Genomic DNA, 19,234 nt, shown 5'->3' on the forward strand with positions numbered 1-19,234 from the left:
GCCGGGTGGTCACCCCGCGCCGGACAGGCTGAGACCGCCCAGCCGCCCCCGCACCGCCCTGCTGACGCTTTCGACAATCGCCTGCGGGAACTGGTTTGGCAGCGCATCCGCCGCAATGTCGAGCGCCGCAGCGGCACGGGCCTCGACCTCTTCGATCAGCGCCTTGGCGCGCCCAGCCGCAAGGCCCGCACGCATCGCGGTTTGCATGAAATGGCGACCATGGATCTGGTCAAACCGATAATGTCGGCTGGTCCCGACCGACATCGCCATCTTCATCTGTTTGCGCTCGATCTGGCGGGCGTCAAACGCCCCCTGCGCAGTGACAATGTCATAGAGCGGGGTCATGCGGTAACTGCCGCCGGGGCCAAGAAACATACTGAAATTCTTGGCATGGGCATCTGTCGCCCCCATCAGCCAGAACACGATCTGCGCCCTGAGAAAGATGTCCTGATCCTCGATCGGGGTGTCGCTGCCCCGGAGCAGCCCCAGCACATCCCCCATCCCCGGCCCGCCTTCGTTTTGATATTTCAGGGTCGGCGGGACCGACAGCGCCTGACAGCAATCCTCCTGTGGCAGACGCAACAGGCGGCCATCCTGCGTCCAGCGGCGATCAAAGCGTTCGATGACCAAAGCGTCGGTTTCTCCGAAGGTTTCCATCACCGCCTTGTTCACCGGCAGGCCGAAAGCTTCGGTGAGTTTCAGGCAATAGAATTCGTTCTCGACACTGTTCGACAGGTCGATCCCCCCCGGCAGCTTGCCGATCTGCGTCTTGAACAGATGTGTCGTGGGTGTTGCGCCATGCGGCTTGATCCACTGGCCCTGATGCCACAGCAGCGCGGTTTTTTCCTGCGCCCCCGCAATCGAGATCCGAAACGCATCATCCCGGGTCAGACCAAGCGGCGCCTGGCTCAACCCGTTCAGCAGCCTCTCGATGGCGGCGGCATCGACCGCCTCGCCCCCGATCTGGCCGGTTGCATCCGGGGCATCCTCCTCGCCAGTGACAAACTGAAGCGCGCCGACACAATCATGGCCGATCTTGGTCAACAGGCTATAGGCATCTGTCCCGCGCGCGCCGACCTTTTCGGCCACAAGACGGCGAAGATGGTCCGAATCCGGCAACAGGTTTTCGAAAACGGCGATGACCGGTTCACCCCGATATGGCGTCTCGCGCAGCGGCAACGACAAGGACACCGGCATCGCATGTTGCCAGCCCAGCCAATCCGCCGCATAGGAAAACCCGATCGCACCGCTGGCCGCCCGGCTCAGGGTTCCGACGCGGCGGTTGTTCATATAGACGCGCAAGGGCGCAAAGGCCGGACGCCGCCCCATCAGAATATCTCTTCGATGTCGCTGGCATCCCCTTTGGACCGCGCGCCGATCCGAAATTCCAGATCAAGCGCGGACAGGACGGCCAGGAGAGAGTCCAGTTTTGCGGGCTTTTCGCCGCTCTCCATGCTAGAGATCGTCGCCTGCCGCAGCCCCGCACGTTCAGCAAGCTGCTTCTGGGTCCAGCCCCGCGCCTTGCGGGCGCGCTGGATGAGAGTGCCGATTTGTCTTGCGGTGCGGGCCAGATCGCTCATGTCGCGAAGATACGCTAAAGCGAATAAAATGTCTATATGCGCTGTGGCGTATAACGCCACATTATACGCCACAGCGTGTACAGAAGACGCAGAATGGGACCATGCTTTGGGCGGCTATCGCCCATGACACAACGCGCTCAGCAGGCGCGCAAACATACGCGTCGCGACCGAAGGCACCTCTTCGGCCCGGCTCATGATGCCGACCGCGCCCCGGGTGGCGGTCAGATCAAGGTTCAGCGGCACCAGACGCCCCTGCGCGATGTCATCCGCAACCACGCCCTTGCTGATGATCCAGACCGTATCGGGATCCGCCAGCGCAATGCCGCGCCCGAACGCCGGTGATGTCGTCTCTATCCGGTCGGAAAAAAGCGGCACCCCCCGCGCGATCAACAACCGTGCGACCAATGGGCGGATCGCAGAATCCGCAGGCGGATAAAGCACGCGAAACCCGTCCAGCCCGCCGATATCGCAAAGATCCTGCGCCCGGCTGTCGGGGCGGGCCACCACCACCACCTCTTCCGAATAGAGTTGCTGAAAGCTGAGGCCAACCATCGTGTCGGGTTTGCCAAGACGCCCGACAACCAGATCAATCCCGCCACTGCGCAAGCGCGCGGTCAGGTCGTGATGCGGCCCCTCGTGCACTTCGATCAAGGTATCGGGGCTTTTCGCACAAAAGGCACGGACCGCATCCGGCAACAGGGACGACGCTACACTGGGCAACGCGCCAAGCTTCAACTGACCTGCGGCGCTGCTGGCGGCCTGAATGCTGCGCAACCCATGCCGCAACGCAGCGGTACTTTGCTCCGCGAATTGCAGAAAAACCTCGCCTTGCGGGGTCAGGGCCACACCGGATCGGCTGCGCTCCATCACCACCACGCCCAGAATATCCTCCAGCTCCTTCAGCGTTTTCGAAATCGCCGGCTGCGTCAGGTTCAACTGCTCTGCGGCCATCTTGAAACTGCGGGCGCGGGCGATGGCACTGAACGCATCCAGATGGCGGAACTTGATACGTCGATCCATATTCATTCCAATTTTGGCAACCAAATAGCGTATAATGTCATTTTGAATATCCGCAAAGCCATGTCAAACAGGATCATCAATGTCGGGAGAGTGATATGAAAACCCAGGTCGCAATCGTTGGGGGCGGGCCATCCGGGCTTTTGCTGGCGCAGCTTCTGCACAAGCGGGGGATCGACAGCGTGGTTCTGGAGCGCAAGACAAAGGACTATGTCCTTGGGCGCATCCGCGCAGGTGTTCTGGAACGCGGGCTGGTGAACCTGATGGAAGAAGCCGGTTGCGCCGATCGCCTGCATGCCGAGGGCATTCCCCATGATGGCACGCTGGTGTCTTATGGCGACGAGATGTTTCGCATTGATTTCACCGAACATACCGGCACCCCGGTCATGGTCTATGGCCAGACCGAGGTGACGCGCGACCTGTATGAAGCGCGCGAAAAGGCCGACGGCAAGATCGTGTTCAACGTAGAAGACGTGGTGATCGACGGTGCCGACACCGACACGCCGCATGTCTATTACACCGTCGACGGCGCGGCGCATCGTCTGGATTGCGATTTCGTTGCCGGCTGTGACGGGTTTCACGGTGTCAGCCGCCAGACCATCCCGCTGGATGTGCGGAAGGAATACGAAAAACTCTATCCCTTTGGCTGGCTCGGCATCCTGTCGGAAACGCCGCCGGTCAATCACGAACTGATCTATGCGAACTCGCCCCGTGGGTTTGCGCTTTGCTCGATGCGAAACCAGAACCTCAGCCGGTATTACATCCAATGCTCGCTAAGCGACAAACCAGAAGACTGGACCGACGAAGCGTTCTGGCAAGAGCTCAAGCGCCGCATCCCCTCTGCCCAGGCGGACAAGCTGGTCACCGGGCCGAGCATCGAAAAATCCATTGCGCCGCTCCGGTCTTTTGTGACCGAACCGATGCGCTGGGGGCGGCTGTTCCTCTGTGGTGATGCGGCGCATATCGTGCCGCCGACCGGTGCCAAGGGTCTGAACACCGCGGCCTCTGACGTGCATTATCTCTATAACGGTCTGTGCGAGTATTACGAAAAAGGCAGCAGCAAAGGCATTGATACCTATTCAGAAAAGGCGCTGGCCCGCGTCTGGAAAGCGGAACGGTTCAGCTGGTGGTTCTCGTCCTTGATGCACACCTATCCGCATCAATCCGAATTCGACCTGAAAATGCAGGTTGCCGAGATCGAATTCCTGCGGTCGAATACCGCCGCACAAAAGGCGATGGCGGAAAACTATGTCGGGTTGCCCTATTGATGCGGGCCGTGAATGCAAATGGGGTGACGTTGCATGTGCAAGAGGCGGGCGATCCCAACGGCGCGCCGGTTCTGTTTGCCAATTCGCTGGGCACCGACCTGCGGCTCTGGGATGCCTTGATCCCCCTGCTTCCCGACGGCTTGCGCCTGATCCGGTTTGACAAGCGCGGTCATGGGCTGTCGGAATGTCCGACCGGGCCTTATGCCATCGACGACCTGACCCGCGATGCCGAGGCGCTGATCACGGCGCTGGACTGTGGGCCGGTGACCTTTGTCGGCCTGTCCATCGGCGGGATGATCGCCCAGAATCTGGCGGCACGCCGTCCCGATCTGGTGCGCGCATTGGTTCTGTCCAACACGGCTGCGAAACTGGGCGACGCCGCGTCCTGGAATGATCGCATTGCCGCCATTGCGGCCAATGGCCTGCCCGCGCTCGAGGCCGCGATCCTCGACCGGTGGTTCGGCCCCCGCTTTCGCGCCAGCAAGGACGCCACCCTTTGGGGCAACATGCTGACCCGCACGCCAGAGGCCGGATATCTTGGTTGCTGCGCCGCGATTGCCGCCGCCGATCTGACCGACACAACCCGCGCCCTGCGTCTGCCTACGCTGGTCATCGCAGGCAGCCATGATGGCGCCAGCCCGCCCGACCTTGTCGCCGCCACCGCCGCGCTGATCCCTGGCGCGGCGTTCCATGTGATTGATGGTGCGGGCCACCTGCCCTGCGTCGAAGACCCCGCAGCCTATGCTGCCATCCTGAACCCGTTTCTGAAGGAGCACGCCGATGTCTGAGCGATTTGAAAAAGGCATGGCCACGCGCCGGTCGGTTCTGGGCGACGCGCATGTCGACCGCGCCGAGGCCAACAAGACCACATTCGATGAACCCTTTCAGTCGATGATCACCGAAGGCGCTTGGGGCACGCTTTGGGCGGATGACGCCATAACCAAACGGGAACGGTCGATGCTCACCCTGTCGCTTCTGGCGGCCACCGGCAATTTCGAAGAAATCCCGATGCATGTTCGTGCCACCGCCAACACTGGCGCCAGCCCGCAGGACGTGCTGCAATCCTTCTTGCATGTGGCGGTCTACGCCGGCGTGCCGCGCGCCAACCATGCGATCAAACTTGCGAAACAGACCTTTGCAGAGATGGGAGTTCCCGTATGAGCCATCCGAAAACACCAACAGCGGGCGGCTTCATCCCGCGCGACCGCGATTGGCAACCCGACGCGCTGACACCACGCTACAAGACCAGCGTGCGGCGCAGCCCCCAATCCGCGCTGCTGTCGTTCCCATCGACACTCAGCGAAGAGACCTCGCCCATCTTTGGCCACGCCATGCTTGGCGCGTTGGACAATGATCTGATCCTGAACTACGCCCAACCCGGCGAAAGCGCGATTGGCCCACGCATCATCGTGCATGGCCGGGTGCTGGATGAAAACGGTCGCGGCGTGCCAGGGGCCCTTGTCGAATTCTGGCAGGCCAATGCAGGTGGGCGTTATCGCCACAAGAAAGAAAGCTACCTCGCCGCGCTTGATCCCAATTTTGGCGGCTGCGGGCGCACGATCACGGCGGAAGACGGATCATATGAGTTCCGCACCATCTATCCCGGCCCCTACCCCTGGCCCAACGGCATGAACGACTGGCGCCCGGCGCATATCCATTTCTCGCTCTTTGGCCATGGATTTGCACAGCGCCTGATCACCCAGATGTATTTCGAGGGCGACCCCCACATCCCGCTCTGTCCGATCCTGAGCACCGTCAAATCACAGGCGGCGGTGGATGCGCTGACCGCCCTGCTCGACATGAACCGCACGGTGCCGATGGACAGCCGCGCCTTCAAATTCGACATGGTGCTGCGCGGGCGACGCCAAACCTATTTCGAGAACCGCAAGGAAGGGCTATGACGATGCGCTGCAATAGTGGAAACTGGTTCTGCGGTCCGATCCGCGACACGCGAGGAATGTGATATGCAAAAGCTCGACTATTTGCGCGAAAGCCCCAGCCAGACCGCGGGCCCCTATGTCCATATCGGCTGCACCCCCAATTTTACTGGCATCGACATCTACGGCGGCGATCTTGGCACCTCGATGAAGACCGGCCCGGTCCAGGGAGAGGAGATCACGGTCAAGGGCACGGTGTTCGACGGCACCGGCACGCCGCTGCGGGATGCGATGATCGAAATCTGGCAACCGGATGCGGCGGGTCTTTTCCCCTCGGCCAATGAAACGCGCGGCACGGCTGATCCCAATTTCACCGGCTGGGGCCGGTCGCCCGGCGATATGGTGACCGGCGAATTCACCTTCGAAACGGTCAAACCCGGCGCGGTCCCCTTTCCCGACGGGCGGATGCAGGCCCCCCACATCACGGCCTGGGTCGTGGCGCGGGGCATCAATATCGGCCTGCACACCCGCATCTATTTCGAAGACGAAGACGCGGCGAATGCCGCCGATCCCGTCCTGGCCCGCGTCGAACACCAGAACCGGTTGCCGACATTGCTGGCCCGAAAAGAGGCCGACGGCGTCTATCGTTTCGACATTCACCTGCAAGGGCCGAATGAAACCATCTTCTTTGATGTATAAGGCTTTCCCATGACCAAACCCTGCATCATCTGCGTCGCCATCACCGGATCAGTGGCCACCAAGGACAACAACCCCGCCGTGCCGATCACCATCGCGGAACAGATCGAAAGCACGCAAGAGGCGTTCGAAGCCGGGGCCGCCATCGTGCATGCCCATGTGCGCGATGATGCGGGCAAGCCGACCTCGGACACCGACCGCTTTGCGCGGCTCAAGGAAGGGCTGGAAAAGCATTGTCCCGGCATGATCATCCAGTTTTCGACCGGCGGCAGGTCCGGTTCGGGCAAGGAACGGGCCGGGGCTTTGCCTGTCCGCCCGGACATGGCATCCATTTCGGTCGGCTCGTGCAATTTCCCGACCCGGGTCTATGAAAATTCCCCGGATCTGGTCGACTGGCTGGCGGGCGAGATGCGCGAGCATGACATCCTGCCCGAGATCGAGGCCTTTGACCTCAGCCACATCCATCAGGCGGTCGCAATGCACAGGGACGGGCGGTTGCCGCGCAAGCTTTATGTGCAATTCGTCATGGGCGTGAAAAACGCAATGCCGGTCGACCGCGACGTGTTCGACTATTACGTGCGCACGATGCAGCGGCTGGCACCAGAGGCCGAATGGTGCGCCGCCGGCATCGGCCGCCATCAGATCGAGGTCAACGAATGGAGCATCGCCGCCGGCGGTCATACCCGCACCGGGCTTGAGGACAACGTGCGCATTGATCGCGACACGCTGGCGCCCTCGAACGCGGCATTGGTCCAGCGCGCAGCGGCACTTTGCGAGAAATACGAAAGACCGGTCGCAACCTGGCAACAGGCGCGTGAGATCCTCGGTCTGCGACCGCTGGCGGTCTAGGGCCGCCGGGACACCCCCGACCCTGCGGCACGATCCCCCACACCCAACCGGCGCGCCGATCACCGTGTGACTGCTCACATTGTAACTGATCACAGTGTGACAGATCACAGAGTAACCGCGCGCGCCGCTGTGCCCTCATGTGCTTGGGCGCGGCGGTCAGACAAGTGTCCCCGGCCCACCGGCGATGGAATGGTGACCTTGAAACTGTGTCACGCCCTCATAGCCGAAGTTCCGGCCAATACCGGATTTCTTGAATCCGCCGAACGGCCCATTGTTGTCCATCGCTGACGGCCCATGTGCGTTGACAAAGGTATAACCCGCCTCGATCCGACGTGACAGCGCGACCGCACGGTCGCTATCGGCGGTCCAAACCGACGAGGCGAGGCCGAATTGGTCATCATTTGCCATGGCGATGGCCGCATCCTCGGTGTCAAAAGGCACAAGCGGCAGGATGGGACCAAACTGCTCTTGGCGCACGACGGACAGCGCGGGATCGGCATTGAACACCAAAACTGGCCGCTGAAAGAATCCATCCCGATAAAGCGCCGGATCGGGCACCTGCCCCAGCTCCTGCACATCCTGCCCGGCGGCGCGCGCCTCGGCGATCATGTCGGTCACCACCCTGAGCTGTTTGGCATTGTTCATCGGCCCCATCGTGGTGTCGGGCAACAAGCCATCGCCAATCACCTGGGCATCCACCGCCGCGCGCAATCCTTCGGCCACTTCTTCGAAACGCGACCTGTGCACATACAGGCGTTTCAGCGCATAACAGATCTGACCGGTCGACATGAAAGCCGCGCGGTAGAGACGTTGAAACACATCACCCGTCAGGTCGGCATCATGACAGACAATTCCGGCGTCATTGCCGCCAAGCTCCAGCGTGACCGGCGTGATATTGTCCGCCGCCACTTTCATCACATGCCGCCCGACATCAACCGAGCCGGTGAAATTCACATAGCGCACCAGCGGATGACCGATGATGGCATCCCCGATCCGGCTGGCCGATCCCGTGACGATATTCACCACTCCGGGCGGCAGCATCTCGGCAATGCGGTGCAACGTCATGGCCGGGGCAAGGGCGGAATTGGCCGAGGGTTTGACCACAACCGTATTGCCCGCCATCAGCGCCTGCGGCAACTTCGCCCCAAGGATCGCCAGCGGCCAGTTCCAGGGCACCACCAATGCCGCAACACCGCGCGGTTGACGGGTGATGATGGTGTCGTTCGGCGCGGCGCTGATCACCTCGTCCTGCGCCAGACGGCCGGCATAGCCCGCGCATTGCAGGAAACGCTCGCCAAGGCGGCTGATCTCCAGATGGGTTTCGCGCAGGATCTTGCCATGTTCACGGGTGAACAGACGCGCGCGGCTGTCGACCTCTTCCATGTCCTGGGTGATCGCGGCGGCAACCTTGCGCAGCATGTCTGCCCGCGCGTCATAGCCAAGCGCAGCCCAGGCGGGAAAGGCCCGATGGGCGGCCTGCATCGCATGCTCGACATCCTGCGGCGTGCCCGCCGCCGCCCGACCGACCAGTTCCGCGGGGCGTGCGGGGTTGTGGATCGCATAGGTTCCCCCATCTGATGCGGGCCGCGCGGCACCATCAATGAAAAGCTGCGTTTCGACGATATCGGTCATGGGACGCCTTTCTTAGCGCATCGCGTTGGGCAGGAATGTCGCGATTGCCGGGATGTTGAGGATCAAGATACCCCCCAGCACCATCGCGATGAGATAGGGCAGCACCCCAAGGAAGATCGACAGCAGCGGGATTTCCGGCGCCACCGATTTGACCACAAAGACGTTCATGCCAATCGGCGGGGAAATCAGCCCCAGCTCGATCACGATGATCACCAAAATGCCGAACCAGATCAGGTCCACCCCCAGCGACGACAGCGACGGCAGGAACACCGGGATGATCAAAAGCAGAATGCCGATGGATTCAAACACCATGCCGAGCAACACACAAATCGCACAGATCATCAGCACCAGCCCCGTCGGACCCAACCCCCAGCCCAGCACAAGCGCTTGCAGGTCATAGGGCATGCCGGTCAGATTGACGAATTGCGCCAGGATCAGCGCCGAAAAGACAATGGCAAAGATCATCGCCGTGGTGGTGACCGTCTCTTGAAACACCCCCCAGAGGCTCTCGCGATCCAGAAAGTGCCCGCGAAACACCCCGAACACAAAGGCCCCGGCACAGCCCACGGCGGCCGCTTCGGTCGGGGTAAAGATCCCGACATAGATCCCGCCCAGAACCACGCTGAAAAGAAGGATCACCGGCCAGGTGGAATAAGACGCCCGCAGCGTGTCACGCAACGACATGGCCACACCTTTGGGGCCGAAATCGGGGCGCAGGCCGGTGACGATCACAACGGCCGCCATGAAAAGAACGATCAACAGGATACCGGGCAGAATGCCCGCGATGAACAACAGGCCGATGTCCTCACCCGCGACAATCCCGTAGATTGCCAGCGGCACAGAGGGCGGGATCATGATCCCCAGCGTGCCACCGGCGGCGATGGTGCCTGCGGCGAAACCCTCGTTGTATTTGAATTCGCGCATGGGCGGCACGGCCACGCGGGTCATGGTGGCCGCCGTGGCCAGGGACGATCCGCACACCGCCGCAAAGCCCGCACAGGACAGCACCCCCGACAGCGCCAGCCCACCCCGGAACCGGCCCAGCCAGGCATAAGAGGCCGCAAAAAGATCGCGACTGATGCCCGAACGATGGATGAACGCCCCCATCAGCACAAAAAGCGGGATGATCGACAGGCTGTAATTCAACGAGGTTTCCACGATCCACTGCGAAGACACCGACAGCGCGGCGTTCATCCCGCGCAGATACATCAACCCAAAGAACCCCACCGCAAGCGTGGCAAAGGCCAGCGGCACGCCGATAAAGGCCAGAAACAGCAAAATGCCAAAGCCGGTCAGTGCAAGTTCCATAAGTCAGCTCAATTCGTTGGATTGCGGGTCGTTGGATTGTGGGGAATGTGGCGGGGACTTGCGCGGGTCTTCACGCATCGCGGCAAAGGCCGCGACAATGGCCAGCGCCGCGAGACCGGCCATCGCCGCGATGATCCAGATCATCGGCAGGCGCAGCACGATGCTGTTTTCCGGGTAATGGGTCAGATCCCAGACCCGCCAGCCCAGAATGCCCGCAACGCCCACCGTCCCGACCAAGGTCATCACGTCGAAAATACCACGATAGCCCCGGCGAAAATGTTTCAGCAACAAGGGCTCGAACAGGGACACGTTCACATGGCCCCGGTCGCGGGTCACCGCGAACATGCCGCCAAAGACGACGACCCCCAAAAGCATCTGGATCATCTCGGCCGACCCGAAAACCGGGCTGTTGAAGAAATAGCGCAGGATCACTTCGGCGCAGGTGATCACAACCATTGCGACAAGCGCCCCTGCGCCCAGAATGATCGTGGCTTTGCGAATGAACCGCATGGTGCCCCCTCCCGGTTTGCGAAAATTTCCGGGCCAGCCGGATCACGGCAGCCCGGAAACCGATGCGTCAGTTGCCCGATTTGGCGGCCACAGCCGCGCGGGCCGCTTCGACAACCGCCCGACCGTCAATGCCATAGCGCGACTGGATGTCTTCGGCCCATTTGGCCTCGACCCCTGCTGCGGCGTCGCGCATTGCGGCCAAAAGCGCCGCCTCGATCGGGGCAAATGTCACGCCCATCGCTTCCAGCTGGCTGCGTGCCGCTGCGTCGGCGGTGTTGGTCGCCTCTCCCAGCCGGGTGGCAAGCGCCAGCCCCGACAGATCCGTGATCGCCGCGCGGTGATCGTCCGACAGGCGGTCCCAGGCGCGTTGGTTGAAGAAGATCGAGAAATTCGCCGATTGCAGCGCCGGCGACATGTCAACGCAGGACTGGGTATAAGGCGCGACACCAAAGGACACGATGGTTTCCATCGACAGGCCAAGATGGGCGTCAACGGTATTGCGCGAGGCCAGTTCCTGCACCTGAACCGCAGGAGAGGCCGTGATCGCCAGATCCATCGCCGCCAGCGTATCGGCAATCGTGCCGGGCAAAGCCCAGACGCGGCGCTCCCGCAGCTCTTCCAGCGTGGTGATCGGCGTATCGGTGACCGAACACAGGAACGTCGGCCCCAGATGGAACCCCGACACCATCTCGACGCCGCGCAGCACCTCTGCCCCGGCAAAGGTGTCGACGTAGGACTGCCAGAAGACCTCGGATGCGGCGGCACTGTCGCCCAGGCTGATGAACGGCATCTGCGTGATCATCGTGCCGGGGGCAGAATGCGCAAGGAACCCGTTGAAGATAAACCCGCCGTCGGCCACGCCGTTGCGCACCGCATCAACCACACCCGGTGGCGGCGAAACAGATTGCGCGGGAAAGGTGATGCGCACCGCGCCATCGGTCGCTTCGGCGATGTCATCGGACCAGGCCTGAAACACCGGCCAGACAAAATGTGTCTTCGGAAAGAAGATGTTAAAACTCAGTTCGGTTTCGGCCGCAACTGGCGCTGCGAATGCCGTGGTGGCCAGCGTTGCGGCGGCACAAAATGTGCGAATGGTCATGAATGTCCTCCCTGAATGTGGCCGAGTGGCCAGTGGACAGACGTTACCCGGCCCCAGCGATAAGCATCAGTGATGTTTTTGAAATCGCGATTGATCCCGGTTATCGCTCAAAGCGATGTCACGCGCCGCCGAATACACATTGCCAGCGCGTCAGCGGCAGGGGTCAGGGGGTGCCCCGCCCGCGACATCAACGAAATCTTGAGCGGGGCGATCTCTTCTCGGATCGGGATCGGCGCGATGTTCCAGCTTCGTCTGACCCCGTCCATCAACAGCGCCGGAAAGGTACAGACCGCGCCCAGACTTTCGACCAGCGACAATGCCCCGAAGTAGGATTCGGAGGTGGTCAAAGCCATCGGCGGCGTCAGACCATGATCCACAAAAGGTTGGCGAAAAATATCCCCCGGACCGGTCGGCGCGCCGATCATGATCCATTGCGCTTCGGCCAACTCGCCCAGGGATCGTGCCTTCAGCAGCGGTGAGCTATCCGAGGTCACCACCTGAATCGGCGTGTCGATCAGATGCTCGATCGTCAGCTCACGTGTCATGCCAATTGGCGGTTCGGGACCGATCAAAAGGTCGATACGCCCCTCGCGCAGCGGCTTTATGGCGCCCGGAAACAGGCCGCTCGACAGGCGGACCTCGATATTGGGATGGGTTTTGCGAAACAGCGTCAGGGCGCGGGGCATGATCCGCATCGCCGCCAGCGGCGACAGACAGACATTGACCGCCCCCACCTGTTCGCCGCGCAATTGCGCGACCTCTTCGTCCAGACGTTCAATTTCCGACGCAATCGTGCGCGCCCGCACCAGAATACGCTCGCCGATCTCTGTCAGCTCGACCCCGCGAGAGGTGCGCGAGAACACCGAAACCCCAAGCTCCTGTTCGGCCTGGCGCAGGGATTGCGTCAGCGCAGGCTGGGATTTGTCGAGATGTTTGGCCGCGGCCCGCAGGCTGCCATGCTCTGCGATTGCGACCAGAACTTGAATGTGTTGCGGCTTCATGGCGATCAGAAAGACTTATACATAGAGCTTTTTCAAGACTTTTCATGATCACAAAGCGCCGCCTAGGGTGCGGCAAACCCAAAAGGAGCCGATCATGCAGAAACTGACCTATGCCGTCACGGGTGTCGCAAGCGGTATCGGTGCCGAACTGGCGCGCATTCTCAGGGCGCAGGGCCATGCGGTGATCGGCTTCGATATTCATGAAACCCGCGACACCGTCGACCGGTTCATCGCCTTGGATCTGGACGACCCCGACAGTATAGCCGAGGCCGCCGCCGCCGTTGACACCCCGCTGGACGGCCTGTGCAACAATGCGGGTCTGCCGCCGCGCACCGGGCTTGAAAAGGCGATCCTTCAGGTGAATTTCCTTGGCACACGCGCCTTTACCCAGGCCATGCTGCCGCATCTGCAAAAGGGCGGCTCTATCGTCAATATGGCCAGCCGCGCAGGCCACGGCTGGCGCGATGGGGTCGACCAGGTCAAGCGCCTTGCCAGCCTGACCCGGCGCGACCAGCTTGCCAGTTTCATCAAATCCGAAGGGATCGACGCCACCCGCTGCTACAATCTCTCGAAAGAGGCGATGATCCTGTGGACCGTGTCCGAGACCGAGGCGATGGTGCAACGCGATCTGCGCGTCAACTCGCTCAGCCCCGGCGGCATCGCCACCGGCATCCTTGGTGATTTTCAAAAGGCCTTTGGCGCGCAAATGGCCAGAAACGTCGCACGCGCCGGACGCCCCGGCACGCCCGCCGAAATCGCGGAAATCGCCGCGTTCCTGCTGTCGCCGACATCGAACTGGATCAAGGGCACCGATATTGCCATCGACGGGGGCATGGGGGCCTTTAACATGACCGATGTCATGGCGCTTGATGTGCTGCGTCTGCCAGCGAACAAGGGCGCCGCATGACCCCCCTGTGACCCACTGTGCGACCTGTCCAAGGCGCGCCGTTACGGATTGCGCGGCCCGGCGCGGGGGCACACAGATCGCTGGCACGGGGCGAAACCAACTTTGAACGCGCGTTAAAACCTATCGTTCGTCAAAGGCTTGGCGGGATTTGCGAATATCGTCGTGGTGTGTCGCCGCCCAGTCCACCAGCAACTTGAGCGGCCCCAGCACCCCCTGCCCCAGCTCGGTCAGCTCGTAATGCACCGCAACCGGCGGGCCGGCATCGACCGTCCGGGTCAGATATCCGTCGCGTTCAAGACTGCGCAGGTTTTCGGTCAAAACCCGCTGCGTGATGTCGCCAACAGCGCGCCGCAACGCGCCAAACCGCAGCGATCCATCTTCGAGCGCCAGCACAATCAGAACCTGCCACTTGCCCGTCACTTTCGACAGCACCTGTCGTATCGGGCAAAGCTCGGCCTGTTCCTTCGTCAACGCGGTTACCTGAAGCATACCTGGTTCCTAAATAGTGCGTAATTGATACTTGGTGCAATTTTGATACCACTGCCACCACATTCAATCAACTGAGTCGAAAGGACCAGATCATGACCCCCACAGAGATCGCGCTGAACGCCGTTTCCGCAATTTTCATCAACTTCGATCCGCAAGCCGCCAAAGAGCTGCTTGCCCCCGATTACATCCAGCACAATGTTGCCGTTCCGACCGGCGCGGCCCCGGTGATCGGCTTCATTCCGGCGTTGCAGGACAGCGGGATCAAGGTCACCACCCACCGTGTGATCAGCGAAGGTGATTATGTCGTGCTGCACAACAGCTATGACAATGCCCAGGCATTTGGCGCTGAAACCCTGGTGGCGTTTGACGTGTTCCGGGTCGCGGATGGCAAGGTCGCCGAACATTGGGACAATCTGACGCCGGTCACCGCGCCCAACCCCTCGGGCCACAGCCAGGTCGATGGCATAACCGCAATCACCGACACGGACGCCACCCAGGCAAACAAGGCCCTCGTCACCGACTTCGTGCAAACCATCCTGATGGCGGGCGACACCGACCGGGTGACAGATTTCATTTCAACCGACACCTATATCCAGCACAACAGCCTGATCGGCGACGGTCTGGCCGGTCTGGGTGCGGCGCTGGCGGCCATGGCGGAACAGGGTGTGTCGATGGTCTATACCGATCTTCACATCGTGGTCGCCGAGGGCAATTTTGTCTTCACCGCGTCCAAAGGCACCCTGGGCGATGCGCCGACGGCGTTCTTTGACCTGTTCCGCGTCGAAGCGGGCCGCATTGTCGAGCATTGGGATGTCGTTTCCACGATCCCCGAAGAGATGGCGCACGACAACGGCAAATTCTAGGCCCCGCAGAGATCAAGACAGCGGCGGGTCAAACCGTCGCTGCCCCCACTGCCCCTCAAGGCCCCTCAGGATCGCGGCCTATGACCTGCCCGCATCGCGTGGCGGTCCGGTCATTTGCCCGCAGCCACCTGCAATTCCGCGCGTGCGGCTTCGATATTGCCGATCGCATTGCGCAGGTGGTCGATCAAGGCCGCGGATGCGGTGGCCCCGTCCCGTGCCTGCAAGGCATCAACGATACGTTGGTGTTTCGCCATCTGCTGCTTGCGATTGGGCCGCCGCTGGGATGAGACGAAGCGCGCCCGCCACAGACGCGTGTTGTATTGCTGATGCGTCTCGATCAACGGGGGATTGTGCGCCGCCGCCACGATGGCGCGGTGAAATTCCATATCAATCTCGAACCGTCGCAGGCCGTCATCCTGTTCCGCCAGGTCGATCATTTCGTCCTGAAGCGACGCGATATGCGCCAGCTCGGCGTCTGTGGCGTTCCGGCAGGCCTGTTCGCCGGCCAGCCCCTCCAATGCGCCCTGGATCATCAGCCAATGTGACAGGGTTTCTATCGACGGATCTGCCACCCGCAGGCGGCCGTCGACATAATCAACAAGGCCTTCCACCTCCAACAGCCGAATCGCATCGCGCACCGGCGTGCGGCTGGTGCCCAGAAGCTCGGACAATTCGCGCTCGTTCATGGGCAATCCTGCCGGAAGCTTTTCCAGCAGGATCAATTCGCGCAGTTTATCAGCCGATTGCTCGGCAAGGCTTTTGGGCCGTTCGGCGGCAAGACTGCCACCAATAAGATCTTTCAAGGACATTACTAACTGACCCTCCTATTGAACCTTTTGCCGCAATCGACCCGCAAGCGCCATGCCAAAGCTTATTTCAAATCATCCGGCAACAGCGCCGGTGACAGGTTTTTCCCAATTATCATGCTCACTTTCCCCACTTCAGGACCAACGGGTCCAAGGGTTTCAACAGGTCGATCATCCGTTGCCGGATGGCCGGGTGCAGGGCCGGGATCGGGTGGCGGCAGAACTCTGATCCGATCACCCCGCCTTCGACCATCGCGGCCTTGCAGCTTTGCCAGCCGCACTGCCGGTTTTCGTGGTTGATCGCCATCGCCACGCGGCCATAGGCCTCGGTCGACCCGGCGATGTCACCGGCGTGGTATTTGGTGATCACCGGCTTGATCTGGTCAACGATCATGCCACTGGTCATCGAACCCGTCGCCCCGGCATCCAGATCGGCCAGAAGCGTGATCGCCTCTTCACCGTCAAACGGTGCTTCGATGGCGTCCCCGCCTGCGGCGATCAGCGCACGCAATTTGCCCGCAGCGCGCGGGCATTCGATCTTGAAAAGCCGCACTTCTTCGATTTCCTGCGCCATGCGCACCAACAAAGGCACCGACAGCTCCACGCCCGACATCGGCGCATCCTGCACCATGATCGGAATGCCGACCGCGCCCACCGCCGCGAATTGCTGAAACGTCTGCTCCGGCGTGCCGCGCAGGGTCGCCCCGTGATAGGGCGGCATCATCATCACCGCATTCGCGCCCAGATCCTTGGCAAAGCGCGCGCGTTCCACCGCAATCGGCGTCGCGTAATGGCTGATCGTCACGATCACCGGCACGCGCCCCGCCACATGTTCCAGCGACAGACGCGTCAGCACCTCGCGTTCCTGATCGGAAATCAGGAACTGCTCGGAAAAGTTCGCCAGAATACAGATCCCATCCGCGCCCTGATCAATGAGGCAATCAAGCGCACGTTTCATACCGCCGAGGTCGAGCGTGCCATCGTCGTTGAACGGCGTGGGCGCGACGGGCCAGATACCAGACCAGCTCATTCCGTGATCTCGAAATGCTGGAGGTGCTTGTCAGAAATGGTGATCCCCAGACCCGGCTTGTCGTCATCCAGTTGCAGGAAACCATCAACCGCCTCCGGGTCGCCTTCGAAGATGTAATAAAACAGCTCGTTGCCGACCTCGACATCAAAGACCGGGAAATATTCGCTGATCGGGCAATTCGCATTGGCCATGGTCAGGTGATAGTTATGGACCTGCCCGGCATGCGGGATCACGGGGATCTGCGCCGCCTCGGCAATGGCGTTGATTTTCTGGGCTGCGGTGATGCCGCCGACGCGGTTGGTGTCATATTGCAGGACACTGACGGCTTTCTTGCGGATCAGGTCGGCGCAGCCGATGATCGAAAATTCATGCTCGCCACCCGAAATCGGCACGATGTTCATCGCGTTCAACTCGGCATAGCCTTCGACATCATCGGCAATCACCGGCTCTTCCAGCCAGCGCGGCTCATATTTGGCCAGCTTCGGCAGCATCCGCTTGGCGTAATCCAGGTTCCAGCCCATGTAACATTCAAGCATCAGGTCGTTGTCGTAACCGATCACCTCGCGCAGGGCCTCCACGCGTTTCAGGTTTTCCCGCATGCCCATCATGCCGTCCTTGGGGCCATAGCCGAATCGCGATTTATAGGCGGTATAGCCATTCTTCATCGCTTCTGCGGCCTCGGCCTGCATGTCTTCGACCGATGCGGCATAGAGCTTGGAGTAATAGACCGGGATCTTTTCCTTGGTGCGCCCGCCCAGCAGTTTGAACACCGGCTTGCCGACCAATTTGCCCATCAGATCCCAGATCGCGATGTCGATGGCGCTGATCGCGGTCATGCCAATGCCCTTGCGGCCCCAGGCATGGGTGCGGCGGTACATCTTTTCCCAGATATACGCGTAGTCAAAGGGATCTTCGCCCACCACCAGCGGCGCATACCAATCGTCGATCGCCTTTTTCACCACGGTCGGGGCCAGTGCGGCGTTGCCGATACCGATGGTGCCGTCTTCGGTCTCGACCTCGACCGTCAGCCACTGGTGAAACCGGAACGATGCCATGGCATCGCCCTTCATCCACAGCGCATCGGATGCATTGGTACAGAAGTTCCCCGAAGGCGGGACCGTGGGCCCGGTCCAATTCCAGACTCGGGTGCGGATTGATTTAATTTTCGTCATGTTGCTTCTCCGGCTCTTGCTTTGGTGTACCAAAAACCGTATACCAAGAGCTGTGTCAAGTGCGAACCTTTGTTATTCAAAAGCATCCACACCCAGGAACAGACACTCACGGAGGAGGAATACATGTTTACTTACAAGACGTTGACCGGAACACTTGCCGGACTTGCGCTGGCAATCGCCACTGTCCCCGCCCAGGCCGAAGACTTTCCCAATGGTCCCATCGAAGTCATCAACAACTCAAAACCCGGCGGCGGCTCGGACATTTTCCTGCGTTTCGCTACGGAAAAAGCGGGCGAGGTTCTGGGCGGCGACTTTATCCACCTGTCGAAAACCGGCGGCGTCGCGACCAACACGTTGAAATACGTGGCAAGCAAACCGGCCGACGGCCAGACGCTGTTCATCGTCAACGCCGGCACCGCCCTGACCATGATGCGCGGCAAGGTCGATCTGACCCGCGACGACATCGTTCCGCTGGTGCGCGGCACGGTCGATCCGAATTTCGTGGTGGTCAAGGCCGGTCGCTTCGCCGATGCCGGTGAATTTGTCAATTTCGTGCAGAACAATTCGGTCAAACAGGCCGGCACAAAGGTCGGCGGCAACCCACATGTTGCGGCCCTGCGGTTCCGCAATGCGCTGGAAATGCAGAATCAGGTCTATGTGCCCTTTGAAAAATCCGGCGAAATCGTCATCAACATCATCAACGGCAATGTTGATGTCGCGCTGCTGAACTTTGACGAATTCGAATCCCAATCCAAGGCAGGCCAGGTCGAAGCGCTGGCGATCCTTGCGCCGGACCGTTCGGTCAATTCGCCCGACATTCCAACCGGTCACGAAGTTGGCCTGCCGATCAATATTTCCGTGGTGCGCGGCATCGGCGTGCGGAAAGGCACCCCCGAACCGGTGATCGAAAAGCTCGAGGCCGCCTTGATCGCATCAATGAACAGCGCCGGGTTCCTCGAATACCTCGCCGGATCGGGCCAGGATGCCACAAGCATCGCAGGCCGCGAAGAATTCGGCGCCGAATTCAACGAGATGTACGAAGGCTATCAGTCCGTCGCCAAGGACCTGATGGGCGGATAATTCTCTTTGGCCGGCCCCCTGTCGGGCCGGCCGCTCCCATGTCCCTTGAT

At 61.2% G+C, this 19,234-nt stretch carries 21 protein-coding genes; 9 read left to right on the top strand and 12 right to left on the bottom strand.

The features are described 5' to 3' along the window. Positions 1–9: 9 nt before the first annotated feature. The 3 genes from Q4577_RS03900 to pcaQ all read right to left on the bottom strand — a co-directional run bounded on the left by Q4577_RS03900 (position 10) and on the right by pcaQ (position 2,600). Positions 10–1,329: a type II toxin-antitoxin system HipA family toxin gene (locus Q4577_RS03900; protein WP_303468608.1), complete on the bottom strand. Its 1,320-nt coding sequence runs from the start codon at positions 1,327–1,329 to the stop codon at positions 10–12. Continuing rightward, positions 1,329–1,580: a helix-turn-helix domain-containing protein gene (locus Q4577_RS03905; protein WP_303468606.1), complete on the bottom strand. Its 252-nt coding sequence runs from the start codon at positions 1,578–1,580 to the stop codon at positions 1,329–1,331. The genes Q4577_RS03900 and Q4577_RS03905 overlap by 1 nt, the downstream gene beginning before the upstream one ends. Positions 1,581–1,694: 114 nt before the next feature. Continuing rightward, entirely contained in the window at positions 1,695–2,600 is a 906-nt protein-coding gene (pcaQ, locus tag Q4577_RS03910; protein ID WP_303468605.1) for a pca operon transcription factor PcaQ, read from the bottom strand. A gap of 95 nt (positions 2,601–2,695) precedes the next feature. On the opposite strand from pcaQ, the gene pobA reads away from it, so the two are divergent. The 6 genes from pobA to Q4577_RS03940 all read left to right on the top strand — a co-directional run bounded on the left by pobA (position 2,696) and on the right by Q4577_RS03940 (position 7,287). After that, the gene (gene pobA, locus Q4577_RS03915; RefSeq protein WP_303468604.1) at positions 2,696–3,865 is read left to right on the top strand and encodes a 4-hydroxybenzoate 3-monooxygenase; all 1,170 of its coding nucleotides are present in this window, start codon (positions 2,696–2,698) and stop codon (positions 3,863–3,865) included. Continuing rightward, positions 3,865–4,653: a 3-oxoadipate enol-lactonase gene (pcaD, locus tag Q4577_RS03920; protein WP_303468603.1), complete on the top strand. Its 789-nt coding sequence runs from the start codon at positions 3,865–3,867 to the stop codon at positions 4,651–4,653. The genes pobA and pcaD overlap by 1 nt, the downstream gene beginning before the upstream one ends. Beyond that, positions 4,646–5,026 (top strand): 4-carboxymuconolactone decarboxylase, encoded by a 381-nt coding sequence (gene pcaC / locus Q4577_RS03925; RefSeq protein WP_303468602.1) that lies wholly within the window; start codon positions 4,646–4,648, stop codon positions 5,024–5,026. The genes pcaD and pcaC overlap by 8 nt, the downstream gene beginning before the upstream one ends. Next, a complete protein-coding gene (gene pcaH / locus Q4577_RS03930) occupies positions 5,023–5,766 on the top strand; it encodes a protocatechuate 3,4-dioxygenase subunit beta (RefSeq protein ID WP_244689018.1) in 744 nt (247 codons plus the stop codon). The genes pcaC and pcaH overlap by 4 nt, the downstream gene beginning before the upstream one ends. A 63-nt stretch (positions 5,767–5,829) precedes the next feature. Further along, positions 5,830–6,441, top strand: a complete 612-nt coding sequence (gene pcaG, locus Q4577_RS03935) for a protocatechuate 3,4-dioxygenase subunit alpha (protein ID WP_244689019.1) — start codon at positions 5,830–5,832, stop codon at positions 6,439–6,441. 9 nt (positions 6,442–6,450) lie between these two features. After that, positions 6,451–7,287 carry a 3-keto-5-aminohexanoate cleavage protein gene (locus tag Q4577_RS03940; RefSeq protein ID WP_303468601.1) on the top strand — a complete coding sequence of 279 codons (837 nt, stop codon included), beginning with the start codon at positions 6,451–6,453 and terminating at the stop codon, positions 7,285–7,287. 156 nt (positions 7,288–7,443) lie between these two features. On the opposite strand, the gene Q4577_RS03945 is transcribed toward Q4577_RS03940, so the two are convergent. The 5 genes from Q4577_RS03945 to Q4577_RS03965 form a co-directional block, all read right to left on the bottom strand. Continuing rightward, the gene (locus Q4577_RS03945; protein WP_303468599.1) at positions 7,444–8,919 is read right to left on the bottom strand and encodes an aldehyde dehydrogenase family protein; all 1,476 of its coding nucleotides are present in this window, start codon (positions 8,917–8,919) and stop codon (positions 7,444–7,446) included. Positions 8,920–8,931: 12 nt separating this feature from the next. Beyond that, complete coding sequence (locus Q4577_RS03950) at positions 8,932–10,227, bottom strand: TRAP transporter large permease (RefSeq protein ID WP_303468598.1); 1,296 nt, start codon at positions 10,225–10,227, stop codon at positions 8,932–8,934. 3 nt (positions 10,228–10,230) lie between these two features. Next, entirely contained in the window at positions 10,231–10,737 is a 507-nt protein-coding gene (locus Q4577_RS03955; protein WP_303468596.1) for a TRAP transporter small permease, read from the bottom strand. Between the two features lie 67 nt (positions 10,738–10,804). Beyond that, on the bottom strand, positions 10,805–11,836 hold the full coding sequence (gene dctP, locus Q4577_RS03960) for a TRAP transporter substrate-binding protein DctP (RefSeq protein ID WP_303468594.1): 1,032 nt from the start codon (positions 11,834–11,836) through the stop codon (positions 10,805–10,807). Positions 11,837–11,943: 107 nt separating this feature from the next. Further along, positions 11,944–12,837 carry a LysR family transcriptional regulator gene (locus Q4577_RS03965; protein WP_303468592.1) on the bottom strand — a complete coding sequence of 298 codons (894 nt, stop codon included), beginning with the start codon at positions 12,835–12,837 and terminating at the stop codon, positions 11,944–11,946. A gap of 94 nt (positions 12,838–12,931) precedes the next feature. Here Q4577_RS03965 and Q4577_RS03970 point away from each other — a divergent pair, with 94 nt between their 5' ends. Further along, on the top strand, positions 12,932–13,744 hold the full coding sequence (locus tag Q4577_RS03970; protein ID WP_303468591.1) for a coniferyl-alcohol dehydrogenase: 813 nt from the start codon (positions 12,932–12,934) through the stop codon (positions 13,742–13,744). A gap of 120 nt (positions 13,745–13,864) precedes the next feature. On the opposite strand, the gene Q4577_RS03975 is transcribed toward Q4577_RS03970, so the two are convergent. Further along, on the bottom strand, positions 13,865–14,233 hold the full coding sequence (locus Q4577_RS03975) for a helix-turn-helix domain-containing protein (RefSeq protein WP_244689027.1): 369 nt from the start codon (positions 14,231–14,233) through the stop codon (positions 13,865–13,867). A 92-nt stretch (positions 14,234–14,325) separates the two neighbouring features. Here Q4577_RS03975 and Q4577_RS03980 point away from each other — a divergent pair, with 92 nt between their 5' ends. After that, on the top strand, positions 14,326–15,096 hold the full coding sequence (locus Q4577_RS03980) for a nuclear transport factor 2 family protein (RefSeq protein ID WP_303468589.1): 771 nt from the start codon (positions 14,326–14,328) through the stop codon (positions 15,094–15,096). A gap of 110 nt (positions 15,097–15,206) precedes the next feature. Here Q4577_RS03980 and Q4577_RS03985 read toward each other — a convergent pair whose 3' ends face one another. From Q4577_RS03985 to Q4577_RS03995, 3 genes are all read right to left on the bottom strand, one after another. Beyond that, complete coding sequence (locus Q4577_RS03985; protein ID WP_303468588.1) at positions 15,207–15,905, bottom strand: GntR family transcriptional regulator; 699 nt, start codon at positions 15,903–15,905, stop codon at positions 15,207–15,209. 118 nt (positions 15,906–16,023) lie between these two features. Further along, complete coding sequence (locus tag Q4577_RS03990; RefSeq protein WP_303468587.1) at positions 16,024–16,932, bottom strand: dihydrodipicolinate synthase family protein; 909 nt, start codon at positions 16,930–16,932, stop codon at positions 16,024–16,026. Continuing rightward, positions 16,929–18,104 (bottom strand): L-rhamnonate dehydratase, encoded by a 1,176-nt coding sequence (locus Q4577_RS03995; protein ID WP_244689031.1) that lies wholly within the window; start codon positions 18,102–18,104, stop codon positions 16,929–16,931. The genes Q4577_RS03990 and Q4577_RS03995 overlap by 4 nt, the downstream gene beginning before the upstream one ends. Positions 18,105–18,227: 123 nt before the next feature. Here Q4577_RS03995 and Q4577_RS04000 point away from each other — a divergent pair, with 123 nt between their 5' ends. Beyond that, entirely contained in the window at positions 18,228–19,184 is a 957-nt protein-coding gene (locus Q4577_RS04000) for a tripartite tricarboxylate transporter substrate binding protein (protein WP_303468586.1), read from the top strand. Positions 19,185–19,234 lie beyond the last annotated feature (50 nt).

Source organism: Marinovum sp. 2_MG-2023, assembly GCF_030548265.1.
GTDB lineage: Bacteria > Pseudomonadota > Alphaproteobacteria > Rhodobacterales > Rhodobacteraceae > Marinovum.